The 24,135-nt window shown below is 71.7% G+C and carries 22 protein-coding genes and 1 pseudogene; 18 read left to right on the top strand and 5 right to left on the bottom strand.

All coding sequences use genetic code 11. From position 1 onward, the window contains the following. The first annotated feature begins 105 nt into the window (after positions 1 to 105). Together ACIPRD_RS17865 and ACIPRD_RS17860 are read left to right on the top strand one after the other, a co-directional pair. Positions 106 to 1,665 carry an alpha/beta hydrolase gene (locus ACIPRD_RS17865; protein ID WP_356399433.1) on the top strand — a complete coding sequence of 520 codons (1,560 nt, stop codon included), beginning with the start codon at positions 106 to 108 and terminating at the stop codon, positions 1,663 to 1,665. Between the two features lie 173 nt (positions 1,666 to 1,838). Then, positions 1,839 to 2,429: a GNAT family N-acetyltransferase gene (locus ACIPRD_RS17860; RefSeq protein ID WP_401564027.1), complete on the top strand. Its 591-nt coding sequence runs from the start codon at positions 1,839 to 1,841 to the stop codon at positions 2,427 to 2,429. Positions 2,430 to 2,436: 7 nt separating this feature from the next. Here the strand turns inward: ACIPRD_RS17860 and ACIPRD_RS17855 are convergent, their stop codons facing one another. Further along, positions 2,437 to 3,015 (bottom strand): adenylosuccinate lyase, encoded by a 579-nt coding sequence (locus ACIPRD_RS17855; RefSeq protein WP_356399437.1) that lies wholly within the window; start codon positions 3,013 to 3,015, stop codon positions 2,437 to 2,439. Between the two features lie 381 nt (positions 3,016 to 3,396). Here ACIPRD_RS17855 and ACIPRD_RS17850 point away from each other — a divergent pair, with 381 nt between their 5' ends. The 9 genes from ACIPRD_RS17850 (at position 3,397) to pssA (ending at position 14,469) form a co-directional block, all read left to right on the top strand. Continuing rightward, entirely contained in the window at positions 3,397 to 5,229 is a 1,833-nt protein-coding gene (locus ACIPRD_RS17850; protein WP_401564023.1) for a 3-hydroxyacyl-CoA dehydrogenase family protein, read from the top strand. 160 nt (positions 5,230 to 5,389) lie between these two features. Then, entirely contained in the window at positions 5,390 to 6,208 is an 819-nt protein-coding gene (locus ACIPRD_RS17845; protein WP_356399441.1) for a TetR family transcriptional regulator, read from the top strand. Between the two features lie 502 nt (positions 6,209 to 6,710). Further along, a complete protein-coding gene (gene ccrA, locus ACIPRD_RS17840) occupies positions 6,711 to 8,048 on the top strand; it encodes a crotonyl-CoA carboxylase/reductase (RefSeq protein ID WP_356399807.1) in 1,338 nt (445 codons plus the stop codon). Between the two features lie 17 nt (positions 8,049 to 8,065). Continuing rightward, positions 8,066 to 10,114: a protein meaA gene (locus ACIPRD_RS17835; RefSeq protein ID WP_401564021.1), complete on the top strand. Its 2,049-nt coding sequence runs from the start codon at positions 8,066 to 8,068 to the stop codon at positions 10,112 to 10,114. After that, on the top strand, positions 10,111 to 11,070 hold the full coding sequence (locus ACIPRD_RS17830) for a CoA ester lyase (protein WP_356399445.1): 960 nt from the start codon (positions 10,111 to 10,113) through the stop codon (positions 11,068 to 11,070). Before ACIPRD_RS17835 ends, ACIPRD_RS17830 begins: the two co-directional genes overlap by 4 nt. Before the next feature lie 2 nt (positions 11,071 to 11,072). Beyond that, positions 11,073 to 11,585, top strand: coding sequence for a MaoC family dehydratase (locus ACIPRD_RS17825; RefSeq protein ID WP_356399809.1), 513 nt, complete (start codon positions 11,073 to 11,075; stop codon positions 11,583 to 11,585). Beyond that, positions 11,585 to 12,790, top strand: a complete 1,206-nt coding sequence (locus tag ACIPRD_RS17820) for an acyl-CoA dehydrogenase family protein (protein ID WP_356399450.1) — start codon at positions 11,585 to 11,587, stop codon at positions 12,788 to 12,790. Before ACIPRD_RS17825 ends, ACIPRD_RS17820 begins: the two co-directional genes overlap by 1 nt. A 181-nt stretch (positions 12,791 to 12,971) precedes the next feature. After that, a complete protein-coding gene (locus tag ACIPRD_RS17815) occupies positions 12,972 to 13,628 on the top strand; it encodes a phosphatidylserine decarboxylase (protein WP_356399452.1) in 657 nt (218 codons plus the stop codon). A 22-nt stretch (positions 13,629 to 13,650) separates the two neighbouring features. Then, positions 13,651 to 14,469, top strand: coding sequence for a CDP-diacylglycerol--serine O-phosphatidyltransferase (gene pssA / locus ACIPRD_RS17810; protein WP_356399811.1), 819 nt, complete (start codon positions 13,651 to 13,653; stop codon positions 14,467 to 14,469). A gap of 97 nt (positions 14,470 to 14,566) precedes the next feature. Here pssA and ACIPRD_RS17805 read toward each other — a convergent pair whose 3' ends face one another. Continuing rightward, a complete protein-coding gene (locus ACIPRD_RS17805; protein WP_401564018.1) occupies positions 14,567 to 15,718 on the bottom strand; it encodes a glycerate kinase in 1,152 nt (383 codons plus the stop codon). A gap of 182 nt (positions 15,719 to 15,900) precedes the next feature. Here ACIPRD_RS17805 and ACIPRD_RS17800 point away from each other — a divergent pair. From ACIPRD_RS17800 to ACIPRD_RS17770, 7 genes and pseudogenes are all read left to right on the top strand, one after another. Continuing rightward, a pseudogene (locus tag ACIPRD_RS17800) lies at positions 15,901 to 16,100 on the top strand (ADP-ribosylglycohydrolase family protein); the annotation flags it as partial. Between the two features lie 28 nt (positions 16,101 to 16,128). Continuing rightward, positions 16,129 to 16,623 carry an NUDIX hydrolase gene (locus tag ACIPRD_RS17795; RefSeq protein WP_356399456.1) on the top strand — a complete coding sequence of 165 codons (495 nt, stop codon included), beginning with the start codon at positions 16,129 to 16,131 and terminating at the stop codon, positions 16,621 to 16,623. A gap of 567 nt (positions 16,624 to 17,190) precedes the next feature. After that, positions 17,191 to 17,856 carry a DUF4232 domain-containing protein gene (locus tag ACIPRD_RS17790; protein ID WP_401564017.1) on the top strand — a complete coding sequence of 222 codons (666 nt, stop codon included), beginning with the start codon at positions 17,191 to 17,193 and terminating at the stop codon, positions 17,854 to 17,856. A 62-nt stretch (positions 17,857 to 17,918) separates the two neighbouring features. Beyond that, on the top strand, positions 17,919 to 18,656 hold the full coding sequence (locus ACIPRD_RS17785; RefSeq protein ID WP_401564014.1) for an SIR2 family NAD-dependent protein deacylase: 738 nt from the start codon (positions 17,919 to 17,921) through the stop codon (positions 18,654 to 18,656). Between the two features lie 197 nt (positions 18,657 to 18,853). Then, positions 18,854 to 19,243, top strand: coding sequence for a hypothetical protein (locus tag ACIPRD_RS17780; RefSeq protein ID WP_401564013.1), 390 nt, complete (start codon positions 18,854 to 18,856; stop codon positions 19,241 to 19,243). Continuing rightward, positions 19,240 to 20,628 carry a hypothetical protein gene (locus tag ACIPRD_RS17775; protein ID WP_356399464.1) on the top strand — a complete coding sequence of 463 codons (1,389 nt, stop codon included), beginning with the start codon at positions 19,240 to 19,242 and terminating at the stop codon, positions 20,626 to 20,628. The genes ACIPRD_RS17780 and ACIPRD_RS17775 overlap by 4 nt, the downstream gene beginning before the upstream one ends. Further along, positions 20,628 to 20,939: a hypothetical protein gene (locus tag ACIPRD_RS17770; RefSeq protein ID WP_356399466.1), complete on the top strand. Its 312-nt coding sequence runs from the start codon at positions 20,628 to 20,630 to the stop codon at positions 20,937 to 20,939. The genes ACIPRD_RS17775 and ACIPRD_RS17770 overlap by 1 nt, the downstream gene beginning before the upstream one ends. A 160-nt stretch (positions 20,940 to 21,099) precedes the next feature. On the opposite strand, the gene ACIPRD_RS17765 is transcribed toward ACIPRD_RS17770, so the two are convergent. The 3 genes from ACIPRD_RS17765 to ACIPRD_RS17755 form a co-directional block, all read right to left on the bottom strand. Then, positions 21,100 to 21,588: a methylated-DNA--[protein]-cysteine S-methyltransferase gene (locus tag ACIPRD_RS17765; RefSeq protein ID WP_356399468.1), complete on the bottom strand. Its 489-nt coding sequence runs from the start codon at positions 21,586 to 21,588 to the stop codon at positions 21,100 to 21,102. Beyond that, on the bottom strand, positions 21,585 to 23,132 hold the full coding sequence (locus ACIPRD_RS17760) for an AlkA N-terminal domain-containing protein (protein WP_401564009.1): 1,548 nt from the start codon (positions 23,130 to 23,132) through the stop codon (positions 21,585 to 21,587). The genes ACIPRD_RS17765 and ACIPRD_RS17760 overlap by 4 nt, the downstream gene beginning before the upstream one ends. Before the next feature lie 220 nt (positions 23,133 to 23,352). After that, the coding region (locus ACIPRD_RS17755; RefSeq protein ID WP_401564006.1) for a methylenetetrahydrofolate reductase at positions 23,353 to 24,135 on the bottom strand (783 nt) is incomplete at its 5' end.

Genomic DNA, 24,135 nt, shown 5'->3' with positions numbered 1-24,135 from the left:
GTCAACTCTGGACAGAATCGGTTCTTCAGGGGCCCCGCCCCGGGACGATGCGGCGAGAGCCGTGGACCTCGCGGTTCGCGTCACCCTCCGTCCCGGGAGGACCACATGAGAACACGCGCAGCCGTGCTGTGCGCGACCGCCGCCGTCCTGGCGGGCACGGTCACCGCGGTGCCGACCGCCGAGGCGGCACCGGCACAGCCCGCCTGGAAGAACTGCGGCACCAGCGACCACCCCACCCTCCAGTGCGGGTCCCTGAAGGTGCCGCTGGACCACACCGACCCGTCCGGACGGCAGATCACGCTCGCCCTGACCCGTGTCCCGCACACCGCGGCGACCTCCCAGGGACCGCTGCTGGTCAACCCCGGCGGCCCCGGCGGCAGCGGCCTGTCCCTGGCCGGGTTCGTCGCCTCCACGCTGCCCCGCGAGGTGGCCGCGCAGTACGACGTCATCGGCTTCGACCCGCGCGGCGTCGGCAAGAGCACGCCGGCGCTGAACTGCTCGCCCGGCTGGTTCCGGCACGTGCGCCCGGACACCGTGCCGGACACGGCAGCCGCCGAGGAGGCCGGGCTGAAGCGCGCCCGGTCCTTCGCCGAGGCCTGCGCCCGCGCCCACGCGGACGTGCTGCCGTACATGGACACCCTCAGCGCGGTCCAGGACATGGAGGCGATCCGGCAGTCCCTCGGCGCGCCGCGGATCAGCTACTTCGGCTACTCCTACGGCACCTACCTCGGCGCGGTGTACGCGAAGACGTACCCCGCGCGCGTGCACCGCCTGGTGCTGGACTCGGTCGTGGATCCGACGGGCGTCTGGTACGAGGACAACATCGGGCAGGAGTACGCGTTCGACAGCCGCCACCGTGCGCTGATGGCGTGGATCGCGGGGCACGACGCCGCGTACGGCCTCGGCACCGACCCGGCCCGGGTCGAGGCCGAGTGGTACGCGATGCGGGCCGCGCTGGCGAAGAAGCCGGCGGAGGGCAGGGTCGGCGCCTCCGAACTGGAGGACACCTTCATCCCCGGCGGCTACTACAACGGCTACTGGCCCTATCTCGCCGAGGCGTTCGCGGCGTACGTGCGGACCGGGAAGACCGGCCCGCTGGTGGAGGCGTACGACAACTTCGGCGCGGTGGACGCCTCGGGCGAGAACGGGTACAGCGTGTACTCGGCGGTGCAGTGCCGGGACGCGGGCTGGCCGCGCGACTGGGACCGCTGGCGGCGGGACGCCCGGGAGGTGTACGGCAAGGCGCCCTTCATGGCCTGGAACAACACCTGGTACAACGCGCCGTGCGCGTTCTGGCCGGGCGGCACCCGCACGCCGGTGAACATCGCCAACGGCAAGCTGCCGCCCGTGCTGCTCTTCCAGGCCACGGACGACGCGGCGACGCCGTACCGCGGCGGGGTGACGGCGCACCGGCTGCTCGCCCGCTCCAGCCTGGTGGTCGAGGAGGGCGGCGGCAACCACGGGGTGACGCTGAGCGGCAACGCGTGCCTGGACCGGTATCTCGCCGCCTATCTGACCGACGGCACGGTGCCGCGCGGCAAGGGTCTCGGCGACGCGGACGCGGTGTGCGAGAAGACCCCGGACCCCGAGCCTCTGAAGGCGAAGGCGGCTGCGGCGTCCTCCCGCGGCTCGACACTGCACGGGCTGCTGGGCTTCCGGAGGTAGCACTCCCCCGGTCCGCCGGGCTCCGGGCTCCGGTCCGCCGAGGCCGTCCACAGGACGGTCCCGGCGGACCGGGGTACCCGAGTACCCGAGTACCCGAATACCGGGATACCGGGGCGCCGGGATAGCGGGGTTATTCGCGGGCGGGCGGCGCGGCCGGTCCCTAGGGTTCCGGCATGGACGACCTCAGCGAAGACCTCACCGAGGACCTCACCGGAGACCGCGCCTCCGCCCGCACCGGCGGCCCCGCCACCCTCCCCCTCCTCGTCCGCCCGATGACCCTCGCCGACTGCGAACGCGTCTCGGAGATCCGTGTGCGCGGCTGGCAGCACGCGTACCGGGGGCTCATGCCGCAGCCCTACCTGGACGCGCTCAGCGTGGCGCGGGACGCCGAGCGGCGGCGGGAGCGGTTCGGCACGGGGGACGGTCCGGTGGTGAACCTGGTCGCCGAGCGGGCGGGCGGGACGGTCGGCTGGGCGGCGGTAGGGCCGTACCGTGACGACGAGGGCGGTACGACCGCCGACGCCGAGCTGTACGCCATCTACGTGGACCCCGCGCACCTGGGCAGCGGGGTGGGGCGCGCGCTGCTGGCCGAGTCCCTCGGACGGTGTTCCGGAGCCTCGCGGCTGCTCCTGTGGGTCCTGCGGGAGAACACGCGCGCCCGCCGCTTTTACGAACGCGCCGGTTTCCGCCCGGACGGCGCCGAGGAACCCTTCGACGTGGACGGTGTGGAGGTGCCCGAAGTGCGTTACGCCAGACAGTTGTGAGCGGGGGTCAGCTCTGCTGCTGCGGGATCCGCGCCAGCGCGTGCACCGCGGCCTCGGCGAGCGCGGGATGGGCGAGGGCCTCGCTGAGGACCCGGCGGGCGCGCTGGTCGCCGAGGGCGCCCAGGCCCTCCACGCAGGCCAGGGCGACCCGGCGGTAGGGGTCGTGCGGACGCAGCCGGCGTTCCAGGGTGGTGACGAGCGCGGGCACGGACTCGGGGGCGCGCAGCTGCACCAGGAGCCGTACCGGGTACAGGGCGTAGGCGACCCGGAGTTCGTTGGTGGCGAGGGCGGCGGCCGCGCGGGCCGTGCGCGGGTCGCCGAGGCGGGCCAGCGCGTGCGCGGCGGAGGCGCAGCGGGGCGGGTCGCGGTGGTTCAGCAGGAGCACCAGGGACTCGAACGCGCGCCGGTCGCCGGCCAGGCCGAGCCGGTAGGCGGCGAGTTCCCTGGCCCACAGCGGCTGTCCGGGCGCGGTGAGGACATCCGCGAGTTCGCCGTGGTCCCGGGTCTCCAGCAGCCGGTCGTAGGCCGCCGTGCCGCGCGACTCCTGTCTCAGGCGCTCCGTGAGCGAGCGTGACTCTTCGTCCACGCGGACCAGCGTAGGCGGGTGGCACGGGCGGGGGGAGGCAGATCACGAAGTCGAGTTGAGCCCCAGGCCTGGCGCGCTCGTTACTGGCCGGTTAAGCTCATACGAGCGAGTTACCCACTCGCGGATCCAGCTCACGGCGGTTTGGTGACGCAGCCGTCGTGCGCGCTTGTCGGTTCGGTACTTCTGTACCGCGGTACGACCCGGCTCCGGGACAGGGCCGGTCGGCAGTCAGCCGCGCGCGGGCGTGTGCACGCCCCCGACGACGGCACCGGGCGTGTGCGCTCGCAGCCCGGCAACACCCGCACCTCTTCCCACTCCGGCGCGCGCCCCCGGCGCGCCCGGCGTGTTCCTCGTCGTCACTTTCCTTCCTGGAGTTCCGCGATGGCCACTCCCCTGTCCCCCTCTTCCCCTTCCTCCCCGGCGTCCCCGGCGTCCCCGGCGCCCCTGCGGACGATCGCCGTCGTCGGCCTCGGCACGATGGGCACCGGTATCACCGAGGTCCTCGCCAGGGCCGGCCGCCAGGTGATCGGCATCGACGTCGGCGAGGCCCAGGCCGCGCGGTCCGTCGCCGCGCTGGAGGCCGCCACCGCCCGCGCCGTGGAGCGCGGCCGGCTGACCGAGCGGGAGCGCGCCGAGACGCTGGCCCGGGTCCGCACCTCCACCGACCTGCGCGCGGCGGCCGACGCCGACCTCGTCATCGAGGTGGTCCCGGAGTCGTACGAGATCAAGCAGCAGATCTTCCGGGAGCTGGACGGGATCGTGCGGCCGGAGGCGATCCTCGCGACCGGCACCAACGCCCTGTCGGTGACGCGCCTGGCCGCCGACTCGGCCCGTCCGGAGCGGGTGCTCGGACTGCACTTCTTCAACCCGGCGCCCGCGATGAAGCTGGTCGAGGTCGTCTCGTCGGTGCTGACCGCGCCGCAGGCCGTCGCCGCGGTCACCGACCTCGCGATCGAGCTGGGCAAGGAGCCCGTCGCGGTCGGCGACCGCCCCGGATTCGTCGCGGACGGGCTGCTGTTCGGCTACCTCAACCAGGCCGCCGCGATGTACGAGGCCAAGTACGCCTCCCGCGAGGACATCGACGCGGCGATGCGGCTCGGCTGCGGTCTGCCGATGGGCCCGCTCGCCCTGCTGGACCTGATCGGCGTCGACACGGCGCGCACGGTGCTGGAGGCCATGTACGCCGAGTCCCACGACCGGCTGCACGCTCCCGCCCCCATCCTCAAGCAGCTCAGCGAGGCGGGCCTGACCGGCCGCAAGTCCGGCCGCGGCTTCTACCGTTACGCGGCTCCGGGCAGCGCCACCGTCGTGCCCGACGACCTCACCCCGGCCGACGCCGCGGCCGGGGCCGCGGGCCGCACGGTGCGTTCGGTCGGCGTCGCCGGTTCCGGCACCATGGCCTCGGGCATCGCCGAGGTGTTCGCCAAGGCCGGGTACACGGTCGTGCTCGCCGCCCGCAGCGCCGAGAAGGCCGAGGCCGCCAAGGCCCGGATCGGCAAGTCGCTGGCCCGGTCGGTCGACAAGGGCCGGATGACCGCCGAGGCGGCCGCCGAGACCCTGGGCCGGATCACCCCGGCCGGCTCCTACGACGCCTTCGCCGACGTCGACCTGGCCGTCGAGGCGGTCGCGGAGGACCTGGAGGTCAAGCGGCAGCTGTTCGGGACGCTGGACAAGGTGTGCAAGCCGGGCGCGGTCCTGGCCACCACCACCTCCTCGCTGCCCGTCGTCGCCTGCGCCCGCGCCACCTCGCGCCCGCAGGACGTCATCGGCATGCACTTCTTCAACCCGGCCCCGGCGATGAAGCTGGTCGAGGTGGTGCGCACGGTCCTGACCGCCGACGACACGCACGCCACGGTCCGCGAGGTCTGCGGCCGGATCAGGAAGCACGCCGTCGACTGCGGCGACCGCGCCGGCTTCATCGTGAACGCGCTGCTGTTCCCGTACCTGAACAACGCGATCAAGATGGTGCAGGAGCACTACGCGACGCTGGACGACATCGACGCGGCGATGCGGCTGGGCGGCGGCTACCCGATGGGACCGTTCGAACTGCTCGACGTGGTCGGCCTGGACGTCTCGCTGGCCATCGAGAAGGTGCTGCACCGCGAGTTCCGCGACCCGGGCCTCGCCCCGGCGCCGCTGCTGGAGCACCTGGTCGCCGCGGGCTGCCTCGGCCGCAAGACCGGGCGGGGCTTCCGCGAGTATGCCCGCCGCTGACGGCGGCGGCGACCGGGCCCGCGCGGAGCAGGACTGGGGCGGGCTGCTCGACCCGGGCGGGTTCCTCCCGCCCGGCCGCCCCGGTCCTCCCCCGCCCCCCGCGGGCGGGGGAAACCCGGCACCCGCGCACCGAACTGCGTACATGCAGTACGTTCGGGTCATGTCCCAGCCCGCCAGGTCCTCCCGTACACCCGCCACGTCCGAAGCGCCGGAGAGCGCCGCAGGCGGTCGCGCGGCCGCCCAGCGGCTCAAGATGCGCCGGGAACTGGCGGCCGCCGCGATGGAACTCTTCGCGACGAAGGGGTACGAGGCGACCACCGTCGACGAGATCGCGGCCGCGGCCGGGGTCGCCCGCCGCACCTTCTTCCGCCACTTCCGCTCCAAGGAAGAGGCGATCTTCCCGGACCACGACGACACCCTGGTCCGCGCCGAGGCGGTCCTCAACGCCGCGCCCGCGCACGAGCATCCGCTCGACACCGTGTGCCGCGGCATCAAGGAAGTCATGAAGATGTACGCGGGCCGGCCGGAGATCTCGGTCGCCCGCTACAAGCTGACGCGCGAGGTGCCCACCCTGCGCGAGGCCGAGATCGCCTCGGTGGCCCGGTACGAGCGCCTGTTCACCCGTTATCTGCTGGGCCACTTCGACGAGCACGCGCACGCCGACGACGCCAACGACGACCCGCTGCTCGCGGAGGTCGCCGCCTCCGCGGTCGTCACCGCCCACAACCACGTCCTCAGGCGCTGGCTGCGGGCCGGCGGCCAGGGCGATGTGGAGGCCCAGCTCGACCACGCCTTCGCGATCGTCCGCAAGACCTTCGGCAACGGCATCGGGGCCGGCCGCGGCCCGGCCGCCCAGGCGGCCCCCGGAGCCCCTGTCACGGCCTCGGCGCACGGCGAGGTGCTGGTGACGGTCGCCCGCACCGACGCGCCGCTGGAAGAGGTCATGCGGACCATCGAGGAGGCACTGAAGGAGCGCTGAGCGCCACCGCCGCGCACAGCCCCACCCGCGGCGCACAGCTCCACCCGCGCGCGCAGCTCACCGGCACACAGCTCCACCGCACGGAACCGCACGGACGGCCACCCCACCGGGGTGGCCGTTTTGGCATGTCAGGGAGCGTTTTCCGGCGTTTTCCAGGGCCCGTTCGATCGATCATCGCTCATTTGTTACGTAAAGATTTCATCTGAGATGAAGTCCTGGCACTCAGTGCCTTGCCACCTGACACGCGGTGTCATACGTTGAAGGTGTCCGGGCGGCCGGCGCGCAGAGACCGATCGTGCGCCGGCTGTCCCAGCAAGCCGATGGCTCGCCCGCCCGGACGCCTGCGTCACAGGCAACCTTCCGCGCCACAAAGCGCCGCCGAAGCACCACCCGCCGAACCGACGGCACCACTCTCACGCAAGACCTCGAGCTCCCAGCAGCACCGACGAACCGCCAGCACCCCTCCCTCAGGGTGCTCACCGCCGGAGGCAACACCGTGACCGTGAAGGACATCCTCGACGCGATCCAGTCGCCCGACTCCACGTCGGCCGACTTCGCCGCCCTGCCGCTCCCCGAGTCCTACCGTGCCATCACCGTGCACAAGGACGAGACCGAGATGTTCGCGGGCCTCGAGACCCGCGACAAGGACCCGCGCAAGTCGATCCACCTGGACGACGTGCCCCTGCCCGAGCTCGGCCCGGGCGAGGCCCTGGTGGCCGTCATGGCCTCCTCGGTCAACTACAACTCGGTCTGGACCTCGATCTTCGAGCCGCTCTCCACCTTCGGCTTCCTGGAGCGCTACGGCAGGCTCAGCGAGCTGACGAAGCGGCACGACCTGCCGTACCACATCATCGGATCCGACCTCGCGGGCGTCGTCCTGCGCACCGGACCCGGTGTCAACGCCTGGAAGCCCGGCGACGAGGTCGTGGCGCACTGCCTGTCCGTCGAGATGGAGTCCTCGGACGGCCACAACGACACGATGCTCGACCCCGAGCAGCGCATCTGGGGCTTCGAGACCAACTTCGGCGGCCTCGCCGAGATAGCGCTCGTCAAGTCCAACCAGCTGATGCCCAAGCCCGGCCACCTCAGCTGGGAGGAGGCCGCCGCCCCGGGCCTGGTCAACTCCACCGCCTACCGCCAGCTGGTCTCCCGCAACGGCGCCGGCATGAAGCAGGGCGACAACGTCCTGATCTGGGGCGCGAGCGGCGGACTCGGCTCGTACGCCACGCAGTTCGCCCTCGCCGGCGGCGCCAACCCGATCTGTGTCGTCTCCAGCGACCAGAAGGCGGAGATCTGCCGCTCGATGGGCGCCGACGCGATCATCGACCGCAACGCCGAGGGCTACCGGTTCTGGAAGGACGAGCAGACCCAGGACCCCAAGGAGTGGAAGCGCTTCGGCAAGCGCATCCGCGAACTCACCGGCGGCGAGGACATCGACATCGTCTTCGAGCACCCCGGCCGCGAGACCTTCGGCGCGAGCGTCTTCGTCACCCGCAAGGGCGGCACGATCACCACCTGCGCCTCGACCTCGGGCTACATGCACGAGTACGACAACCGCTACCTGTGGATGTCGCTGAAGCGGATCATCGGTTCGCACTTCGCCAACTACCGCGAGGCCTGGGAGGCCAACCGGCTCATCGCGAAGGGCAAGATCCACCCGACCCTGTCGAAGACGTACTCCCTGGAGGACACCGGCCAGGCGGCCTACGACGTCCACCGCAACCTCCACCAGGGCAAGGTCGGCGTGCTGTGCCTCGCCCCCGAGGAGGGCCTGGGTGTGCGCGACGAGGAGATGCGCGCCCAGCACATCGACGCCATCAACCGCTTCCGCAACATCTGAGCACCCCGAGGTCATAGATGACTGAGCGTCAGACTGCCGACGGGCGGCGCGAGAAGGACCGGCCGTGGCTCATGCGCACGTACGCCGGCCACTCCACGGCCGAGGCGTCCAACGAGCTGTACCGGCGCAATCTCGCCAAGGGCCAGACCGGCCTGTCGGTGGCGTTCGACCTGCCGACGCAGACGGGCTACGACCCCGACCACATCCTCGCCCGCGGCGAGGTCGGCCGGGTCGGCGTGCCCGTCTCGCACCTCGGTGACATGCGCCGGCTGTTCCAGGACATCCCCCTGGAGCAGATGAACACCTCGATGACGATCAACGCCACCGCCATGTGGCTGCTGGCGCTCTACCAGGTCGTCGCCGAGGAGCAGGGTGCGGACATCACCCGGCTCCAGGGCACGACCCAGAACGACATCGTCAAGGAGTACCTGTCCCGGGGCACGCACGTGTTCCCGCCGGGGCCCTCGCTCCGCCTGACGACGGACATGATCGCGTACACGGTCTCCCACATCCCGAAGTGGAACCCGATCAACATCTGCAGCTACCACCTGCAGGAGGCCGGGGCCACGCCGGTGCAGGAGATCGCGTACGCGATGTCCACCGCGATCGCCGTCCTCGACGCCGTGCGCGACTCCGGCCAGGTGCCGGCCGAGCGCATGGGCGACGTGGTGGCCCGTATCTCCTTCTTCGTCAACGCGGGCGTCCGCTTCGTCGAGGAGATGTGCAAGATGCGGGCGTTCGGCCGCATCTGGGACAAGGTCACCCGCGAGCGGTACGACATCGAGAACCCCAAGCAGCGCCGGTTCCGCTACGGCGTCCAGGTCAACTCCCTCGGTCTGACCGAGGCGCAGCCGGAGAACAACGTCCAGCGGATCGTGCTGGAGATGCTCGCCGTGACCCTCTCCAAGGACGCCCGCGCCCGCGCCGTGCAGCTCCCCGCGTGGAACGAGGCCCTCGGCCTGCCGCGCCCCTGGGACCAGCAGTGGAGCCTGCGCATCCAGCAGGTGCTGGCGCACGAGAGCGACCTGCTGGAGTACGAGGACATCTTCGCCGGCTCGCACGTGATCGAGGCCGAGGTCGAGGCCCTCGTCGGGAAGTGCCTCGCCGAGATGGACCGGATCGAGGAGATGGGCGGCGCGATGGCCGCCGTCGAGTCGGGCTACCTCAAGGCCCAGCTCGTGTCCTCGCACGCGGAGCGGCGCGCCCGGATCGAGTCCGGGCGGGAGAAGATCGTCGGCGTCAACATCTTCGAGACGACCGAGCCCAACCCGCTCACCGCCGACCTGGACACCGCGATCCAGACGGTCGACCCGGCGGTGGAGGCCCGTGTCGTCGAGGCGATCGGCGCCTGGCGGGACACGCGCTACCAGCCGCCGTTCAACCACCCGCGTCCCTGCAAGGCGCTGCAGCGGCTGAAGGAGGCCGCCAAGGGCACCGGCAACCTGATGGAGGCCACGCTGGAGTGCGCCCGCGCCGGGGTGACCACCGGCGAGTGGGCGGGCGCGCTGCGCGAGGTGTTCGGCGAGTACCGGGCGCCCACCGGGGTCTCCTCCGCGCCGGTGGGCGTGCCGGCCGAACAGGGCTCGGCCATGGCCGACGTGCGCGCCCGGGTGGACGCCACGGCCCGGGACCTGGGCGTGGGCAAGCTGCGCTTCCTGGTCGGCAAGCCGGGTCTGGACGGGCACTCCAACGGCGCCGAGCAGATCGCCGTGCGGGCCCGGGACGCCGGTTTCGAGGTGGTCTACCAGGGCATCCGGCTGACGCCGGAACAGATCGTGGACGCGGCGCTGGCCGAGGACGTCCACGCGGTGGGCCTGTCGATCCTGTCCGGGTCGCACGCCCAACTGGTGCCCGATGTGCTCCAGCGGCTGCGTGTGGCCGGTGCCACAGACATTCCGGTGATCGCGGGTGGCATCATCCCGAACGGGGACGCCGAACTGCTCCGTGCCGAGGGAGTGGCCGCGGTGTTCACCCCGAAGGACTTCGACATCACCGGGATCATCGGCCGCATCGTCGACGAGATCCGGAAAGCGAACAAGCTCGACCCCCTGGAGGTCCCCGCATGACCGTCAACCGTCTCCGCCCGCGGCGCTCCTGTCTGGCTGTGCCGGGCTCGAACCCCCGCTTCCTGGAGAAGGCGCAGGGCCTCCCGGCCGACCAGGTCTTCCTCGACCTGGAGGACGCGTGCGCGCCGCTGGCCAAGCCCGAGGCGCGGCACACCATCGTGAAGTTCCTCAACGAGGGCGACTGGACGGGCAAGACGCGGGTCGTGCGCGTCAACGACTGGACGACCGAGTGGACGTACCGCGACGTCGTGACGGTGGTCGAGGGAGCCGGCCAGAACCTCGACTGCATCATGCTGCCGAAGGTGCAGAGCGCCCAGCAGGTTGTCGCGCTGGACCTGCTGCTGACCCAGATCGAGAAGACCATGGGCTTCGAGGTCGGCCGGATCGGCATCGAGGCGCAGATCGAGAACGCCCAGGGTCTGAACAACGTCAACGAGATCGCCCAGGCCTCCCCGCGCGTCGAGACCATCATCTTCGGCCCGGCCGACTTCATGGCGTCCATCAACATGAAGTCGCTCGTCGTGGGCGAGCAGCCGCCCGGCTACCCGGCGGACGCCTACCACTACATCCTGATGAAGATCCTGATGGCCGCACGCGCCAACGACCTCCAGGCGATCGACGGCCCCTACCTGCAGATCCGCAACGTCGACGGCTACCGCGAGGTCGCCCGGCGCGCCGCCGCGCTCGGCTTCGACGGCAAGTGGGTGCTGCACCCGGGCCAGGTCGAGGCGTCCAACGAGATCTTCTCGCCCTCCCAGGAGGACTTCGACCACGCCGAGATGATCCTGGACGCGTACGACTACTGCACGTCCGAGGCCGGCGGCAAGAAGGGCTCCGCGATGCTCGGCGACGAGATGATCGACGAGGCCAGCCGCAAGATGGCGCTGGTCATCTCGGGCAAGGGCCGCGCGGCCGGCATGCGGCGCACCACCAAGTTCGAGATTCCGGAGGCGTGAGCATGCAGTTCGGGCGCACCTACGAGGAGTTCGAGGTCGGGGCGGTGTACAAGCACTGGCCCGGCAAGACGGTCACGGAGTACGACGACCACCTGTTCTGCCTCCTCACCATGAACCACCACCCGCTCCACATGGACACCAACTACGCCGAGAAGACGACGGACTTCGGCAAGAACGTGGTGGTCGGGAACTACATCTACTCCCTGCTGCTCGGCATGTCCGTGCCGGACGTCTCGGGCAAGGCGATCGCCAACCTGGAGATCGAGTCGCTGAAGCACGTGGCACCCACGTTCCACGGCGACACGATCTACGGGCAGACGACCGTGCTGGACAAGTGGCCGTCGAAGTCGAAGAACGACCGCGGGATCGTCCACGTCGAGACCAAGGGCTACAAGCAGGACGGCACCCTGGTGTGCGTCTTCCGCCGCAAGGTGATGGTGCCCACCGAGACGTACATCAAGGAGCGCGGCGGCGAGCAGCCGGGCCGCCCGGAGCTGACGGAGCAGGAGAAGTAATGGCGCGCCTCGCCCAGACCGCCGGTCTGACCGACGTCCAGCAGGAGATCCTCTCCACCGTCCGCGACTTCGTGGACAAGGAGATCATCCCGGTCGCGACCGGGCTCGAGCACCGTGACGAGTACCCGCAGGAGATCGTCGACGGTCTCAAGGAGCTCGGCCTCTTCGGCCTGATGATCCCCGAGGAGTACGGCGGCCTGGGCGAGTCGCTCCTCACCTACGCGCTGTGCGTGGAGGAGATCGCCCGCGGCTGGATGTCGGTGTCCGGCATCATCAACACGCACTTCATCGTGGCGTACATGCTCAAGCAGCACGGCACGCAGGAGCAGAAGGACCACTTCCTGCCGCGCATGGCGGCCGGCGACATCCGGGGCGCCTTCTCGATGTCGGAGCCGGGCCTCGGCTCCGATGTGTCGGCCATCACGTCCAAGGCGGTGAAGGACGGCGACGAGTACGTCCTGAACGGCCAGAAGATGTGGCTGACGAACGGCGGGACCTCGTCTCTGGTGGCCGTTCTCGTCAGAAGTGACGAAGGACACCCCGAGGGTACGGCGCCCCACAAGTCGATGACGACCTTCCTGGTGGAGAAGGAGCCCGGTTTCGGCGAGGTGCGCCCCGGCCTCACCATCCCCGGCAAGATCGACAAGATGGGCTACAAGGGCGTCGACACCACCGAGTTGATCATGGACGGCCTGCGGATTCCGGCCGACCGGGTGCTCGGCGGGGTCACCGGCCGAGGTTTTTACCAAATGATGGACGGAGTCGAGGTCGGACGCGTGAATGTCGCGGCACGTGGCTGCGGCGTCGCGCAGCGTGCGTTCGAACTGGGCGTCCAGTACGCCCAGCAGCGCCACACCTTCGGCAAGGCGATCGCCCAGCACCAGGCGATCCAGTTCAAACTGGCCGAAATGGCCACCAAGGTCGAGGCCGCGCATGCGATGATGGTCAACGCTGCACGCAAAAAGGACTCCGGGGAGCGAAACGACCTCGAAGCAGGGATGGCGAAGTACCTCGCCTCCGAATACTGCAAGGAGGTCGTGGAGGATGCCTTCCGGATCCACGGCGGCTACGGCTTCTCGAAGGAGTACGAGATCGAACGCCTTTACCGGGAAGCACCGATGCTGCTCATCGGTGAAGGTACCGCCGAGATCCAGAAAATGATCATCGGGCGCAGGTTGCTCGAAGAATATCGATTCCAGGGCTGATTGTCCGGAAACGGGGTGTTTTCTTCGAGAAGAAGATCACACCCCGTGGAAGGTCTGCCGATAGTCTTCAGCCGTCGACTCGGCTTCCTGGCTTGCCCAGTTGTAACCCGCTCCCGGTACGATCCCGGAAAAGCCGCCGTCCCCGTTCACCGCGCGGCATCATCCGCTACGAAGGTCATCCATGCCCCACAGCCAAACCTCTGCACCTCGCGACAGCCGAGCCGGCGTACGCCTCGCGCGCGGAGCATCGCCGTGGCTTCTCCCGACCGTCGCCACCGCAGCCCTCAGCCTGGCCCGCGCCCGCCGCTCGGGCGCCGCCAAGGCCGTCGCCGTGCCCGCCACCGCTCTGGCGGCGGGCATGCTGTGGTTCTTCCGCGACCCCGAGCGGGAGATCACCCAGGGCCGGGTCATCTCTCCCGCCGACGGTGTGGTGCAGAGCATCATGCCGTGGAAGGACGGCCGCACCCGCGTCGCGATCTTCATGAGCCCGCTCAACGTCCACGTCAACCGCGCGCCGCTCTCCGGCACGGTGACGTCGGTCGAGCACATTCCCGGCGGCTTTGTTCCGGCTTTCAACAAGGAGAGCGAGAACAACGAGCGCGTGGTCTGGCACTTCGACACCGAACTCGGCGACATCGAGATGATCCAGATCGCCGGCGCGGTGGCACGCCGCATCGTCCCCTACATCCCCGAGGGCACGAAGGTCGAGCAGGGCGAGCGGGTCGGACTGATCCGCTTCGGCTCCCGCGTCGACCTCTACCTGCCGGAGGGCGTGGAGGTGGCCGTCGAGGTCGGCCAGAAGACCGTGGCGGGGGTGACTCGCATTGACCGTGATTGATCCGGAGACACAGGCCGGCTGGGTGCCCGAGGCCGACGAGGCCGACGACGAGGAGGAGATGCCGCTCTCTCTCCGTCTGTCGATAGCGGACACCCTGACGCTCGGCAACGCGACGTGCGGCTTCATGGCGGTGTACTTCACCACCACCGGCATCCTGATCCCGCACCTCACGGGGAGCCAGGAGTCCGGCATGGCCCGCCACAGCGCGGCCACGGCGGTCATCCTCATGCTCTGCGCGGCCGTCTTCGACCTGTTCGACGGACTGGTCGCCCGCAAGCTGCGGTCCTCCCCGATGGGTGCGGAGCTGGACAACCTCTCCGACCTCATCAGCTTCGGCCTGGCGCCCGCCTACTTCGTGCTCGTCTACGGCATGGTCGCCGACGACGCGCACCAGAGGGTGGCCGCGCTGGGCGCGATCGTGGTGCTGCTGGCCGTCGTGCTGCGCCTCGCGCGCTTCTCGTGCGTGACGGTGAAGAACGGCATGTTCCAGGGCATGCCGTCGCCGTTCGGGGCGCTCACGGTCGTCTCCATCGTGCTGCTGGAGCTGCCGTTCCCGGCGACGCTCATGGCGATCCTCGGCACGGCCTGGCTGATGGTGAGCCGGGTCGAGTACCCGAAGCCGCGCGGCCGCCTCGCCGGCGCGGTGCTCGGCTGGATCGTGCTCTCCATGGGCCTGCTGGCCGCGTGGGCCTTCGAGGCCCCCGGCGGTCAGCTGCTCCTCCAGACGGGCTGCGCCCTGCAGCTGGTCATGGGCGCGGTGATCCCGCTGTTCGCCACGGCCCGCCGGGTGAACAACTTCCGCGACAACCGGCGCGAGGCGCGGGCGGCCCAGCTGCCGTGACGCTCCGCGCTCCGCTGTGAGGGCCCCGAACCCGCCGCTTGGGTTCGGGGCCCTCTGCCGTACCGGCACCCGGTGACGATGTGCCCCCGGGGTGGCCTCAGCGCAGGTGGGCCTCGGCGATCCGGCCAGCGAGGCGTTCCAGCAGCGGCCCCGCGTCCGCGATGCAGCGGGAGACGTCGGGCTCGACGGAGGTCAGCGGGTAGGCCGCGCGGATCCCGGCTCGCCGAAGCACCCCGGACTCCAGCGAGAGCGCCCCGCACACCGCCACGACCTCCTTGCCCGCCGCCCGGGCCGCCGCCGCGACCCCCGCCGGCGCCTTCCCGTGCAGCGTCTGCTCGTCCAGCGACCCCTCCCCGGTGATCACCAGGTCGGCCCGCTCCAGCGCCGCCGCGAACCCGAGGACGTCGAGCATCACCTCGATCCCGGGCCGGAACCGCGCCCCCAGCAGCAGCGCGCCGTACCCGACACCGCCCGCCGCCCCCGCCCCGGGCGCCACCGCGCACTCCGCGGCCTTCGGGCCCGCCTCGGCCTCCAGGACGGCCACGAAGCGGCCCAGCGCGGCGTCCAGCGCGGCCACCTCGCCGGTCGAGGCCCCCTTCTGCGGTCCGTACACCGCGGGCGCCCCCTTCGGCCCGGTCAGCGGGTTGTCGACGTCACTCGCGAGCACCAGCTCCACCGAGGACAGCCGCGGGTCGAGTCCGGACAGGTCGGCGCGGGCCAGCCGCGCGAGACCGCCGCCGCCCGGCGGCACCGGCTCCCCGTCCGCGTCCAGGAACCGCGCGCCCAGCGCCGCCAGCATCCCGGCGCCGCCGTCGGTCGTGGCGCTCCCGCCGACCCCGAACACGATCCTGCGCGCCCCGGCGTCCAGCGCGGCCCGCAGCAGCTCCCCGGAGCCGTACGTCGACGCCGTGAGCGGCGCGAGCACGCCCGCGGGCAGCCGCTGCAGCCCGCTCGCCTCCGCCATCTCCACCACCGCGGTGTCACCGCGCAGCGCGAACGCGGCCGTGACCTCCTGCCCGAGCGGACCGGCCACCCGTACCTCACGGCGCCCGAAACCGGCCGCGACCGCGGCGTCCACGGTCCCGTCGCCGCCATCGGCCACCGGCAGCGCCTCGACCACGGCCGAGGGCACGACCCGGCGCAGCCCGGCCGCCACCCGCTCGGCGACCTGCGCGGCCGTCAGCGACCCCTTGAACTTGTCCGCGGCGATGAGTACCCGAGGGGTCCCGTTCCCGCTTGCGTCCGCCACTTCGTCTTCCCTTGCTCTCGCGAGCCCCGCGGCCGGGGCCGGTCACGCCGCTGCGACCCTAACGCCGTACCGGCACCGCGGTCATGCCCGCCCGGCCACGGAGAATCCCCAGCTCATCCATGGTGCGGACCCTTGGAATGGGCGTGCCGGGGCAGACGGCGGGCATGAGCCGTCCGCACCCCGTGCCCGGCGGCCTGGACACCGACTCCAACGGGGCGACGGCGGGCTCGTTCGCCGGGGTGCGCACCGGGGCGGCCGCCTGCCCGCCCAGTGGAAGGACCCGCTCCAGGACACCGTCCGCAGCGCGGTGTCGGGTGACGACGGCGCGCGGATCAGTGCGCCGGCCGCACGCACCCTGCGCCTGGTGACGAGCCCGCCATGACCCCGCGCGGGCTGGTTACCCTTCCTGGATGACCACGACCCAAGACTTCGCCGCGTACATCGCGAGCCTGCCGCGCATCCTCGCCGGCTCCGCCGCCCTCTTCCGGGACGCCGGGGGCCGGGTGCTGCTGGTCGAGCCCAACTACCGGGAGGGCTGGGCGCTTCCGGGCGGCACCATCGAGTCCGACGACGGCGAGACGCCCCGCCAGGGGGCGCGCCGCGAGACGCTGGAGGAGATCGGCCTGGACCGGGAGCTCGGCCGGCTGCTGGCGGTCGACTGGGTGCCCGGCACGTCCCGCCCGCCGCTGGTCGCGTACGTGTACGACGGCGGGGTCCTGACCGACGACGACCTCAAGGGGATCCGCCTCCAGGAGGAGGAGCTCCTGTCCTGGCGCCTCGTGCCCCGTGAGGAGATCGCCGCCCACCTGCCCGGCTCCCTGGGCCGGCGCGTCCTGGTCGCCCTGGAGGTCCTGGACGACGGCTCGGACACCGCGGAGCTGGAGAACGGCCACCGGGCGCTCTGAGGGGCAGCGGGCCGCACGCGCCGCCCGGAGCGCGCCGGGGGCGGGCGGGAAGCCACCGGGGACGGGCGGTGGCCGTCGGGGACGGGCGGGAAGCTACCGGGGACGGGCGATGGCCGCCGGGGGCGCGCGGAAGACCGCCGGGAGCGGGCGGGAAGCTGCCGGAGACCGGCGGGGAAAGCTGTATCAGGCGTGAAGAGGGCGTGTCGCCGGTGATCTTCAAGAGCCGGCCGGTCACATCTCTGTCCCAGCGCGCGCCGGCCCCGGTGACCCGGGGGTGAGCGCCGGATCCCGTCGGCCGCGGGTACGGGGAACACCCCGGGAACGGGCGCGGGACAAGGGCTTCAGGCCTGTTCACAGGCCCGGCGGCGGCGAGCGGCAACGGTGCGGGCCGCGGTCCCCGCGTGCGCGCCCGGCCGTGGTTCCGCCGCGCCCGTGCGGCCGGTTGTCACAGGCGTGTACGGGCGGGCGCCCAGGGGGAACGCTTCGCGGGCCGGACGGGTCTTGGTGATCAGTAACCCCCGCTCGTGCCGGGCGAACGGCACAGACAGCAAAGGACGTACACAGACGATGCGCGCCAAGCACCTCACCCTCACCGTCGTGGCCCTCGCCGCGGGACTCTCGCTCACCGCCTGCCAGGGAAGCGACGACTCCGCAGCGCCGGCGGACGGCTCCGGGTCCGCCGCGTCCACGTCCTCGCCCTCGCCCGCCTCGTCCACCGGCGGCAGCGGCACCTCCGGGGGAAGCGGCACCTCCGGCGGCAACGCCACCACGGGCGGCAGCGGCGGCTCGACGGGTGCGACGGACCCCGCCCCGGGCAGCGGCGGCGGCCAGATCACCACCGGCCTGTGCAAGACGGCCGACCTGGAGTTCGGCATCGCCCACGGGATGGGCGAGGGCGAGTTCATGGTCAGCTTCAAGAACACCGGCGGCGACGCCTGCTCGCTCAAGGGCTTCCCCGGCGTCGATCTCAAGTCCAGCTCCGGTGCCCTCAGCGCCGGGCGCAGCAAGCTCGCCGCGCCGGCCGTCGCCGTCCGTCCGGGCGAGTCGACCCGCTTCACCCTCCACTACCCGCCGAACAACTCCGGTGGCAGCGGCGTGGCCGTGAACGCCCTCGTCGTCACCCCGCCCGGCGAGACCCACTCCAAGACCCTGCCGGTCAGCTTCAGCCTCCCGGTCGGCACCGACGCCTCCGGCGGTGTCACGGTGGACCCCGTCGGCACCGGCAAGCAGTAGGCCCCCGGGGGCGCGCCGGATATCCGTTCGCCCCGGACGGGTGCGCGTCCTACCCTCGGCCCATGGACAGGCCTCTCATCGCGATCCTCAGCGGCGCGGGTGTCTCCACCGATTCCGGGATCCCCGACTACCGCGGCCCGAACGGACTGTGGCGGACGGACCCCGAGGCCGAGAAGCTCGTGACGTACGAGTACTACATGAACGATCCGGAGATCCGGCGCAGGTCGTGGCAGCTGCGCCGGAAGAACCGGGCCCTGCTGGCCGAGCCGAACGCGGCGCACCGGGCGGTCGCCGAGCTGGAGAGGTCCGGGATCCCGGTGCGGGTGCTGACGCAGAACGTGGACGGCCTGCACCAGCTGGCCGGGATGCCGGCCCGCAAGGTGCTGGAGCTGCACGGCACCGCGCGCCGGTTCGTGTGCACGCGGTGCCACGTCCGGGGCCCGATGGAGGACGCGCTGGCCCGCGTCGAGGCCGGTGAGACGGACCCGCCCTGCCTGGAGTGCGGCGGCGTCCTGAAGTCGGCGACCGTCATGTTCGGCCAGCGGCTCGATCCGGCCGTCCTCGGTGAGGCCCTCGCCATCACCAAGGCCTGCACGGTCTTCATCGCCGTCGGCACCAGCCTCCAGGTCCAGCCCGCCGCCGGCCTCGCGGGCGTCGCCGCCGACAACGGCGCCCGCCTCGTCATCGTCAACGCGGATCCGACCCCGTACGACGAACTCGCCGACGAGGTCATCCGCGAACCCATCGGCACGGCCCTGCCCGACCTGCTCGGCAGGCTGCGCACCGAGGCCGGCGGATGAAGTCAAGCGTGCACAGGTACTGAGATTTTCGCGCAACGAAACCCGTTCGCACGGCGTGGCGACGTTCCCGTGCTCATGTCATCACTGACATGCTCGACCGTTCGTTCGACATGACGACTTGAGGGGGGAGCAGTTTGTCATTCGAAGAGGAATGGGCTCAGTTGAAATCCGACGCCCTCGCGCGTCAGGGGACCGGCATGCGGATCGACCACGTGGAGGCGGACGGAGGCGGAGGAGGCGCGGTCGCCGGATCCTCCGGTTCCCTGGTGGCCAAGGCCGAGTCGATCAACGGGAACGCGAACCTGCTGATCGAGATAGCCGGTTTTCTGCACGAAGGCAGGCCCGATGCGGAGTTGACGACCCTGGCCCGGGAGCCCCGTTCCCCGGAGGACGTCGCCAAGCAGGTGGCGCGGTTCGCCGGTTTCGCCGACGATCAGTACCTGGACGCCGTGGCTCTGTTCGCCGCGCTCTCCACTCGGCTGAGGACGACCGGCAGTGACTTCGTGAAGATCGATGACGACACGGCCCGGCACTTCCTCGACGAGGTTCTGGACAGCGGTCAGTACGTCGCTCCGGAGGCACGATGAGCAGCGGAACAACTCACCGCAAGGACGTCGAGTTCCTTGAGGACTGCAACCCGCCTCTGATCGAGCGCAATGCGGACGAGTTCAAGCGTCTGCACAAAATGCTCCTGGCAGCCACCCCGTCCGCCGAGCGCGCCGAGAAGCACACGCAGTGGAAGAGCGAAGGAAGCCGGCATTACGAGGCGCGGCTCGCCGAGGGGCGCAAACTCGTCTCTCAGCTTGCGGAAGGCTACGACAAGGCCGCCGGCGCACTGTACGCCTATGCGTCCGCGCTGACGGCCGCCAAGACCCACTACGCCAACGGCAGGGCGAACGAGCAGGCCCTCGCCGAACTCATCCACACCAAGGGCACCGCGGTCACTCGTGAGGCCCAGGAAGCCGAACCCATGCGCCAGTGGGAGGACATGCGCGCGACCACGGGCGTCATGGACTTCCTCGCCGAGCTGACCATGGATGTCGACGACATCCGTGACGACGCCGACCGGCTCCACGACGCTGCGGGCGGGGACTTCCACCTTGCGAAGACCACCGAGCACGAGGCGCGCGAGATCTGCCTGCACGCGCTCGGCATCGCGTACGACCTGCTGCCGGACTTCCGCATGGGATTCGTCGGGCGCGTCGACGTGGTGTCCGCGATCGCCGATCTGCGGCGAGAAGCGGCCGAGGCGAGCACGAACCCGCTGACTCGCCTGCCCGGGAGCGGCCCCAAACAGGACTACTTCCCCATCGCCGGTGACGCCATCGTCTCCCCCACCTTGCGTGACATCCGCCTGCGGGTGGCGAACCTCCCCGGAGCAAGGGACAGTTACTGGGATCCGCCGTCCACCGCAGGGGAACGGGCCGACTGGATCTCGGCGAACAAGGAGATCATCAAGGCAGCGGCACAGAACTCGGGACTGCCGCCGGCCATGGTCGCCGGTATCGCGTGGCAGGAGATCGGCGGACAGCCCGGCATCCTGGACGACATGACCGACACCATCCGCGAACAGGCCGACTCGCCTCTGAGCCCGATCGCTCCCGAGAGCCTGCCGTGGCGCCTCGCCGGTGATCCTGACAACACGTCCATGGGCCCCATCGCCATCCAGGTGAGGCGCGGAGCCGAAGTCCTCGGCTACGATCCCGAGCATCTCACCGAACAGCAGCGCAACATGGTGGAATCTGCCCTGCAGGACCCCGCGCAGAACATCTTCATCGCCTCGGAGTACCTGGCCCAGCTCAAGGCGGAGAGCGAGTTCGCCGATGTGCCGGCCGAGGAGATGACATCGGCCCAGTACCAGGAACTCGCGGCCCGCTACAACGGTGGCCCGTACTGGCGGACCGACGACGCCCAGGCATACGGACGTGGGTTCACGAACAATCTGGACGAGGCAAGGAACGCCCTGCGCTGATGACCACTCCTTCCCACGCGGATGACGAACGCGGCTGCCTCCGGGTGGTGCTCGCCGTGCCGCTCGTCCTGCTCACGCTCATGGCCGGCTACTTCTGCTGGACGGCGCTGACCATCACGCCGTCCGGGACGTGGGACGACGACGCCTATGCCGGGATCGTCCTGTCGTGTGTGGTCACCCTCGCGGCGGCCGGCGCGGCGGGGGCGTTGTGGCTGGTCCCCTCGGTACGGAGAGCTGTGCCGTGGTGGTGGGTGTTCCCCGCTGTGCTGCTGGGCGCCGTCGCGGGGGTGCGCTGGGCCGTGGGCGGCTGAGGCCGGGGCCGCGCCGGCCGTTCCGGTCCGCCGGTTGGGATTCATCGGATTCGGTCCGCCGGCTGGGGTGCGGCCGTTCCGGTCCGCCGGTTGGGGTTCGGCGGTTGCGGTTCGGGCGGGCGTGGCCGGCGGCCGTCGCGGCAGCGCGTCTCGTGGTGCGTCAGAACAGGCCGGCGCCGCGTTCGAAGTCCAGCAGGCGCTGCTTGCGGTGCAGGCCGCCGCCGTAGCCGGTCAGGCTGCCGGTGGAGCCGACGACGCGGTGGCAGGGGACGATGATGCCGACCGGGTTGCGGCCGTTGGCGAGACCGACCGCGCGGGAGGCGCCGGGATTGCCGAGGGCGTCGGCGAGCTGGCCGTAGGAACGGGTCTCGCCGTAGGGGATCAGGGTGAGCTGGTGCCAGACCTTGCGCTGGAAGTCCGTTCCTCCGAGGGAGAGTTCGAGGGTGAACTCGGTCAACTCACCGGCGTAGTAGGCCTGGAGCTGCTCCTCGGCCGCGGCGAACGCGGGCAGGGAGTCGTCGCGCGGGCCGAAGGTCTCCTCGGCGGGCCGGTGTCGCTGGTCGGTCATGTACAGGCCGCACAGCACCTCGTCCTCGGCGACGAGGGTGAGCGGGCCGTACGGGCTGTCGGTCACGGTGTGGTGTCTCACTGGTTTTCCTTGCACGGGCCTTGTCCGGGGAGGAAGTTGACCGGGTGGCTGTCGGTCGCCCACAGGTACTGCACCGCGTAGGCGCGCCAGGGGCGCCAGCTCTCGGCGCGGGCGGTGAGCGCGGCCGGGGTGGCGGGCAGGCCCAGTTCCCGGGCGGCGCGGCGGATGCCGAGGTCGGTGGGGAGGAAGGCGTCGGGGTCGCCGAGGGCGCGCATGGCGATGACGTCGACCGTCCACGGTCCGAAGCCGGGCAGCGCGAGGAGGCGGGCCCGGGACTCGGCCCAGTCCGACTCGGGGCCCAGGTGGAGCGTTCCGTCGGCGAGCGCGGTGACGAGGGTCGCGAAGGTGGTGCGCCGGGTGCGGGGCATCGCCAGGGTCCCGGGGTCCACCGCGGCCAGCGCCTCGGGGGACGGGAACAGGTGGGTGAGGCCGCCCTCGGGGTCGTCCAGCGGCTTGCCGTGCGCGGTGACCAGACGGGCCGCGTGGGTGCGGGCGGCCGCCGTGGACACCTGCTGTCCGAGCACGGCCCGTACGGCGAACTCCGCCTCGTCGACCGTGCGCGGCACCCGTCGTCCCGGGGCGCTGTCCACCAGCGGGGAGAGCAGCGGGTCGGCGCGCAGCCGGTCGTCGACGGCGACCGGGTCGGCGTCCAGGTCGAGCAGCCGGCGGCAGCGGCTGATGGCCACGGTCAGGTCGCGCAGGTCGCTGAGGGTGAGGCGGCAGGCGATGTGGTCGGGGCGCGGGCTGAGCGCGACGATGCCGTGGCCGTACGGCAGGGCGAGCGTGCGCCGGTAGGCGCCGTCGCGCCACTCCTCCACGCCGGGGACGGCGGTGGCGGCCAGGTGTCCGAAGAGGTTGCTGGGGTCGAGCGGCGCGCGGAAGGGCAGCCGCAGCACGAGGGTGCCGGGGGCCGCGGGGGCGCTGCTGCGCGGCAGGCGTGCGCGCAGTTCGCTCGGAGTGAGGGCGAAGATCTCGCGGACGGTGTCGTTGAAGGTGCGGATGGAGGAGAAGCCGGCCGCGAAGGCGATCTCCGCCATGGGCAGGGCCGTCGTCTCGATCAGCAGCCGTGCGGTCTGGGCGCGCTGGGCGCGGGCCAGGGCGAGGGGGCCGGCGCCCAGTTCGGCGAGCAGCTGGCGTTCCACCTGCCGGGTGGAGTAGCCGAGGCGGGTGGCGAGTCCGGGCACGCCCTCGCGGTCCACGACCCCGTCGGCGATCAGCCGGGTGGCGCGGGCGACCAGGTCGGCGCGCTGGTTCCACTCCGGGGAGCCGGGGCTGGTGTCCGGGCGGCAGCGCTTGCAGGCCCGGAATCCGGCCTGCTGGCAGGCGGCCGCGCTGGGGTAGAACGTCATGTTCTCCGGCTTGGGCGGCACGACCGGGCAGCTGGGACGGCAGTAGATGCGGGTGGTCAGGACCGCCGTGAAGAACCAGCCGTCGAACCGGGCGTCCTTGGACTGGACGGCGTGGACGCAGTGCTCGCGGTCGAAGCGGGTGCCGTGCTCGGCGGGGGCACGTCCCCCGTCCGCCCGGGCGGTGCTCCCGCTCACGGTCCGCCGGGCGGTGCTCCCTCCCGCGGCCCGCCGGGCGGTCCCGCCGTTCCCGCTCCCCGCCGGACGTCCCGCCGGCCCCGTCTGCGCTGTCTCCATGGGTCAAGGATGGGTCACCGGGCGGGTGCCGCGCTGGCGAAAATCCGACACGTAGGTGGAGTCGCGGGGCGGTCCCCGGCGGCCGGGCGGGAGAGACGGGACGGGAGAGGCGGGGCGGGGCTCAGCCTCGTGCGCGGAATCCGGTGACCCACTCGGAGGTCGCGCGCAGGCCGCCGAAGGTGTAGAAGTGCACCTTCACCACGCCGTGCCGTGCGGGGTCGTACCGCTCGGCGAGGGCGTCGAGGAAGCGGTCCGGGCCCGTCGTACCCATGAGGTTGGTCAGCGAGAAACCGTACTTGCGGGCGACGGAGGCGCTGGTGGCGACGCCGAAGCGGGTCGCGTAGCCGAGCAGGCGGCGCACGCCTGCCGGGCCGGGGACGCCGATGCGGACCGGCAGGTCCACCCCGCGGGCGCGGGCGGCCTCGATCCAGCCGAGGACCGGGTCGACGTCGAAGCCGAACTGGGTGATCACGTCGCCGGACAGCCGGCCCGCGCCGAGGGCCGCCGCCTTGTCGGTGAGCGCGGACCACAGCGTGCCGTCGGCGATGGCCGGGTGGCCCTCCGGGTAGCCGCTGACGCCGGTGTGCCGGACGCCGTACTCCTGGAGGAGACCGGTGCGGATGACGGAGAGGGCGTCCTCGTAGGGGCCCTCGGGGCGTGCCGGGTCGCCGCCGACCACGAACACGTTCTCGGCGGTGTCGTCCCGCGCGAGCCCGGCGAGGAACTCCTCCAGGTGGGCCCGGGAGGGCAGGCGGCGGGCGGAGATGTGCGGCACGGGCACGAACCCGAGCCGCTTGACCGCGCGGGCCGCGGCCAGCCGCGTGCCGAGGTCCTCGCCCGCGAGGAAGGTGACGTTGATCCGCGTCCCCGCGGGGATGCTGTCGTACGCCTCTTCGAGCTTCGG

The sequence above is a fragment of the Streptomyces sp. NPDC090108 genome, from assembly GCF_044747185.1.
Taxonomy (GTDB): Bacteria; Actinomycetota; Actinomycetes; order Streptomycetales; family Streptomycetaceae; genus Streptomyces.
Note: the sequence above shows the minus strand (reverse complement) of the source record. Positions and strands in the feature narration are given on the sequence as shown.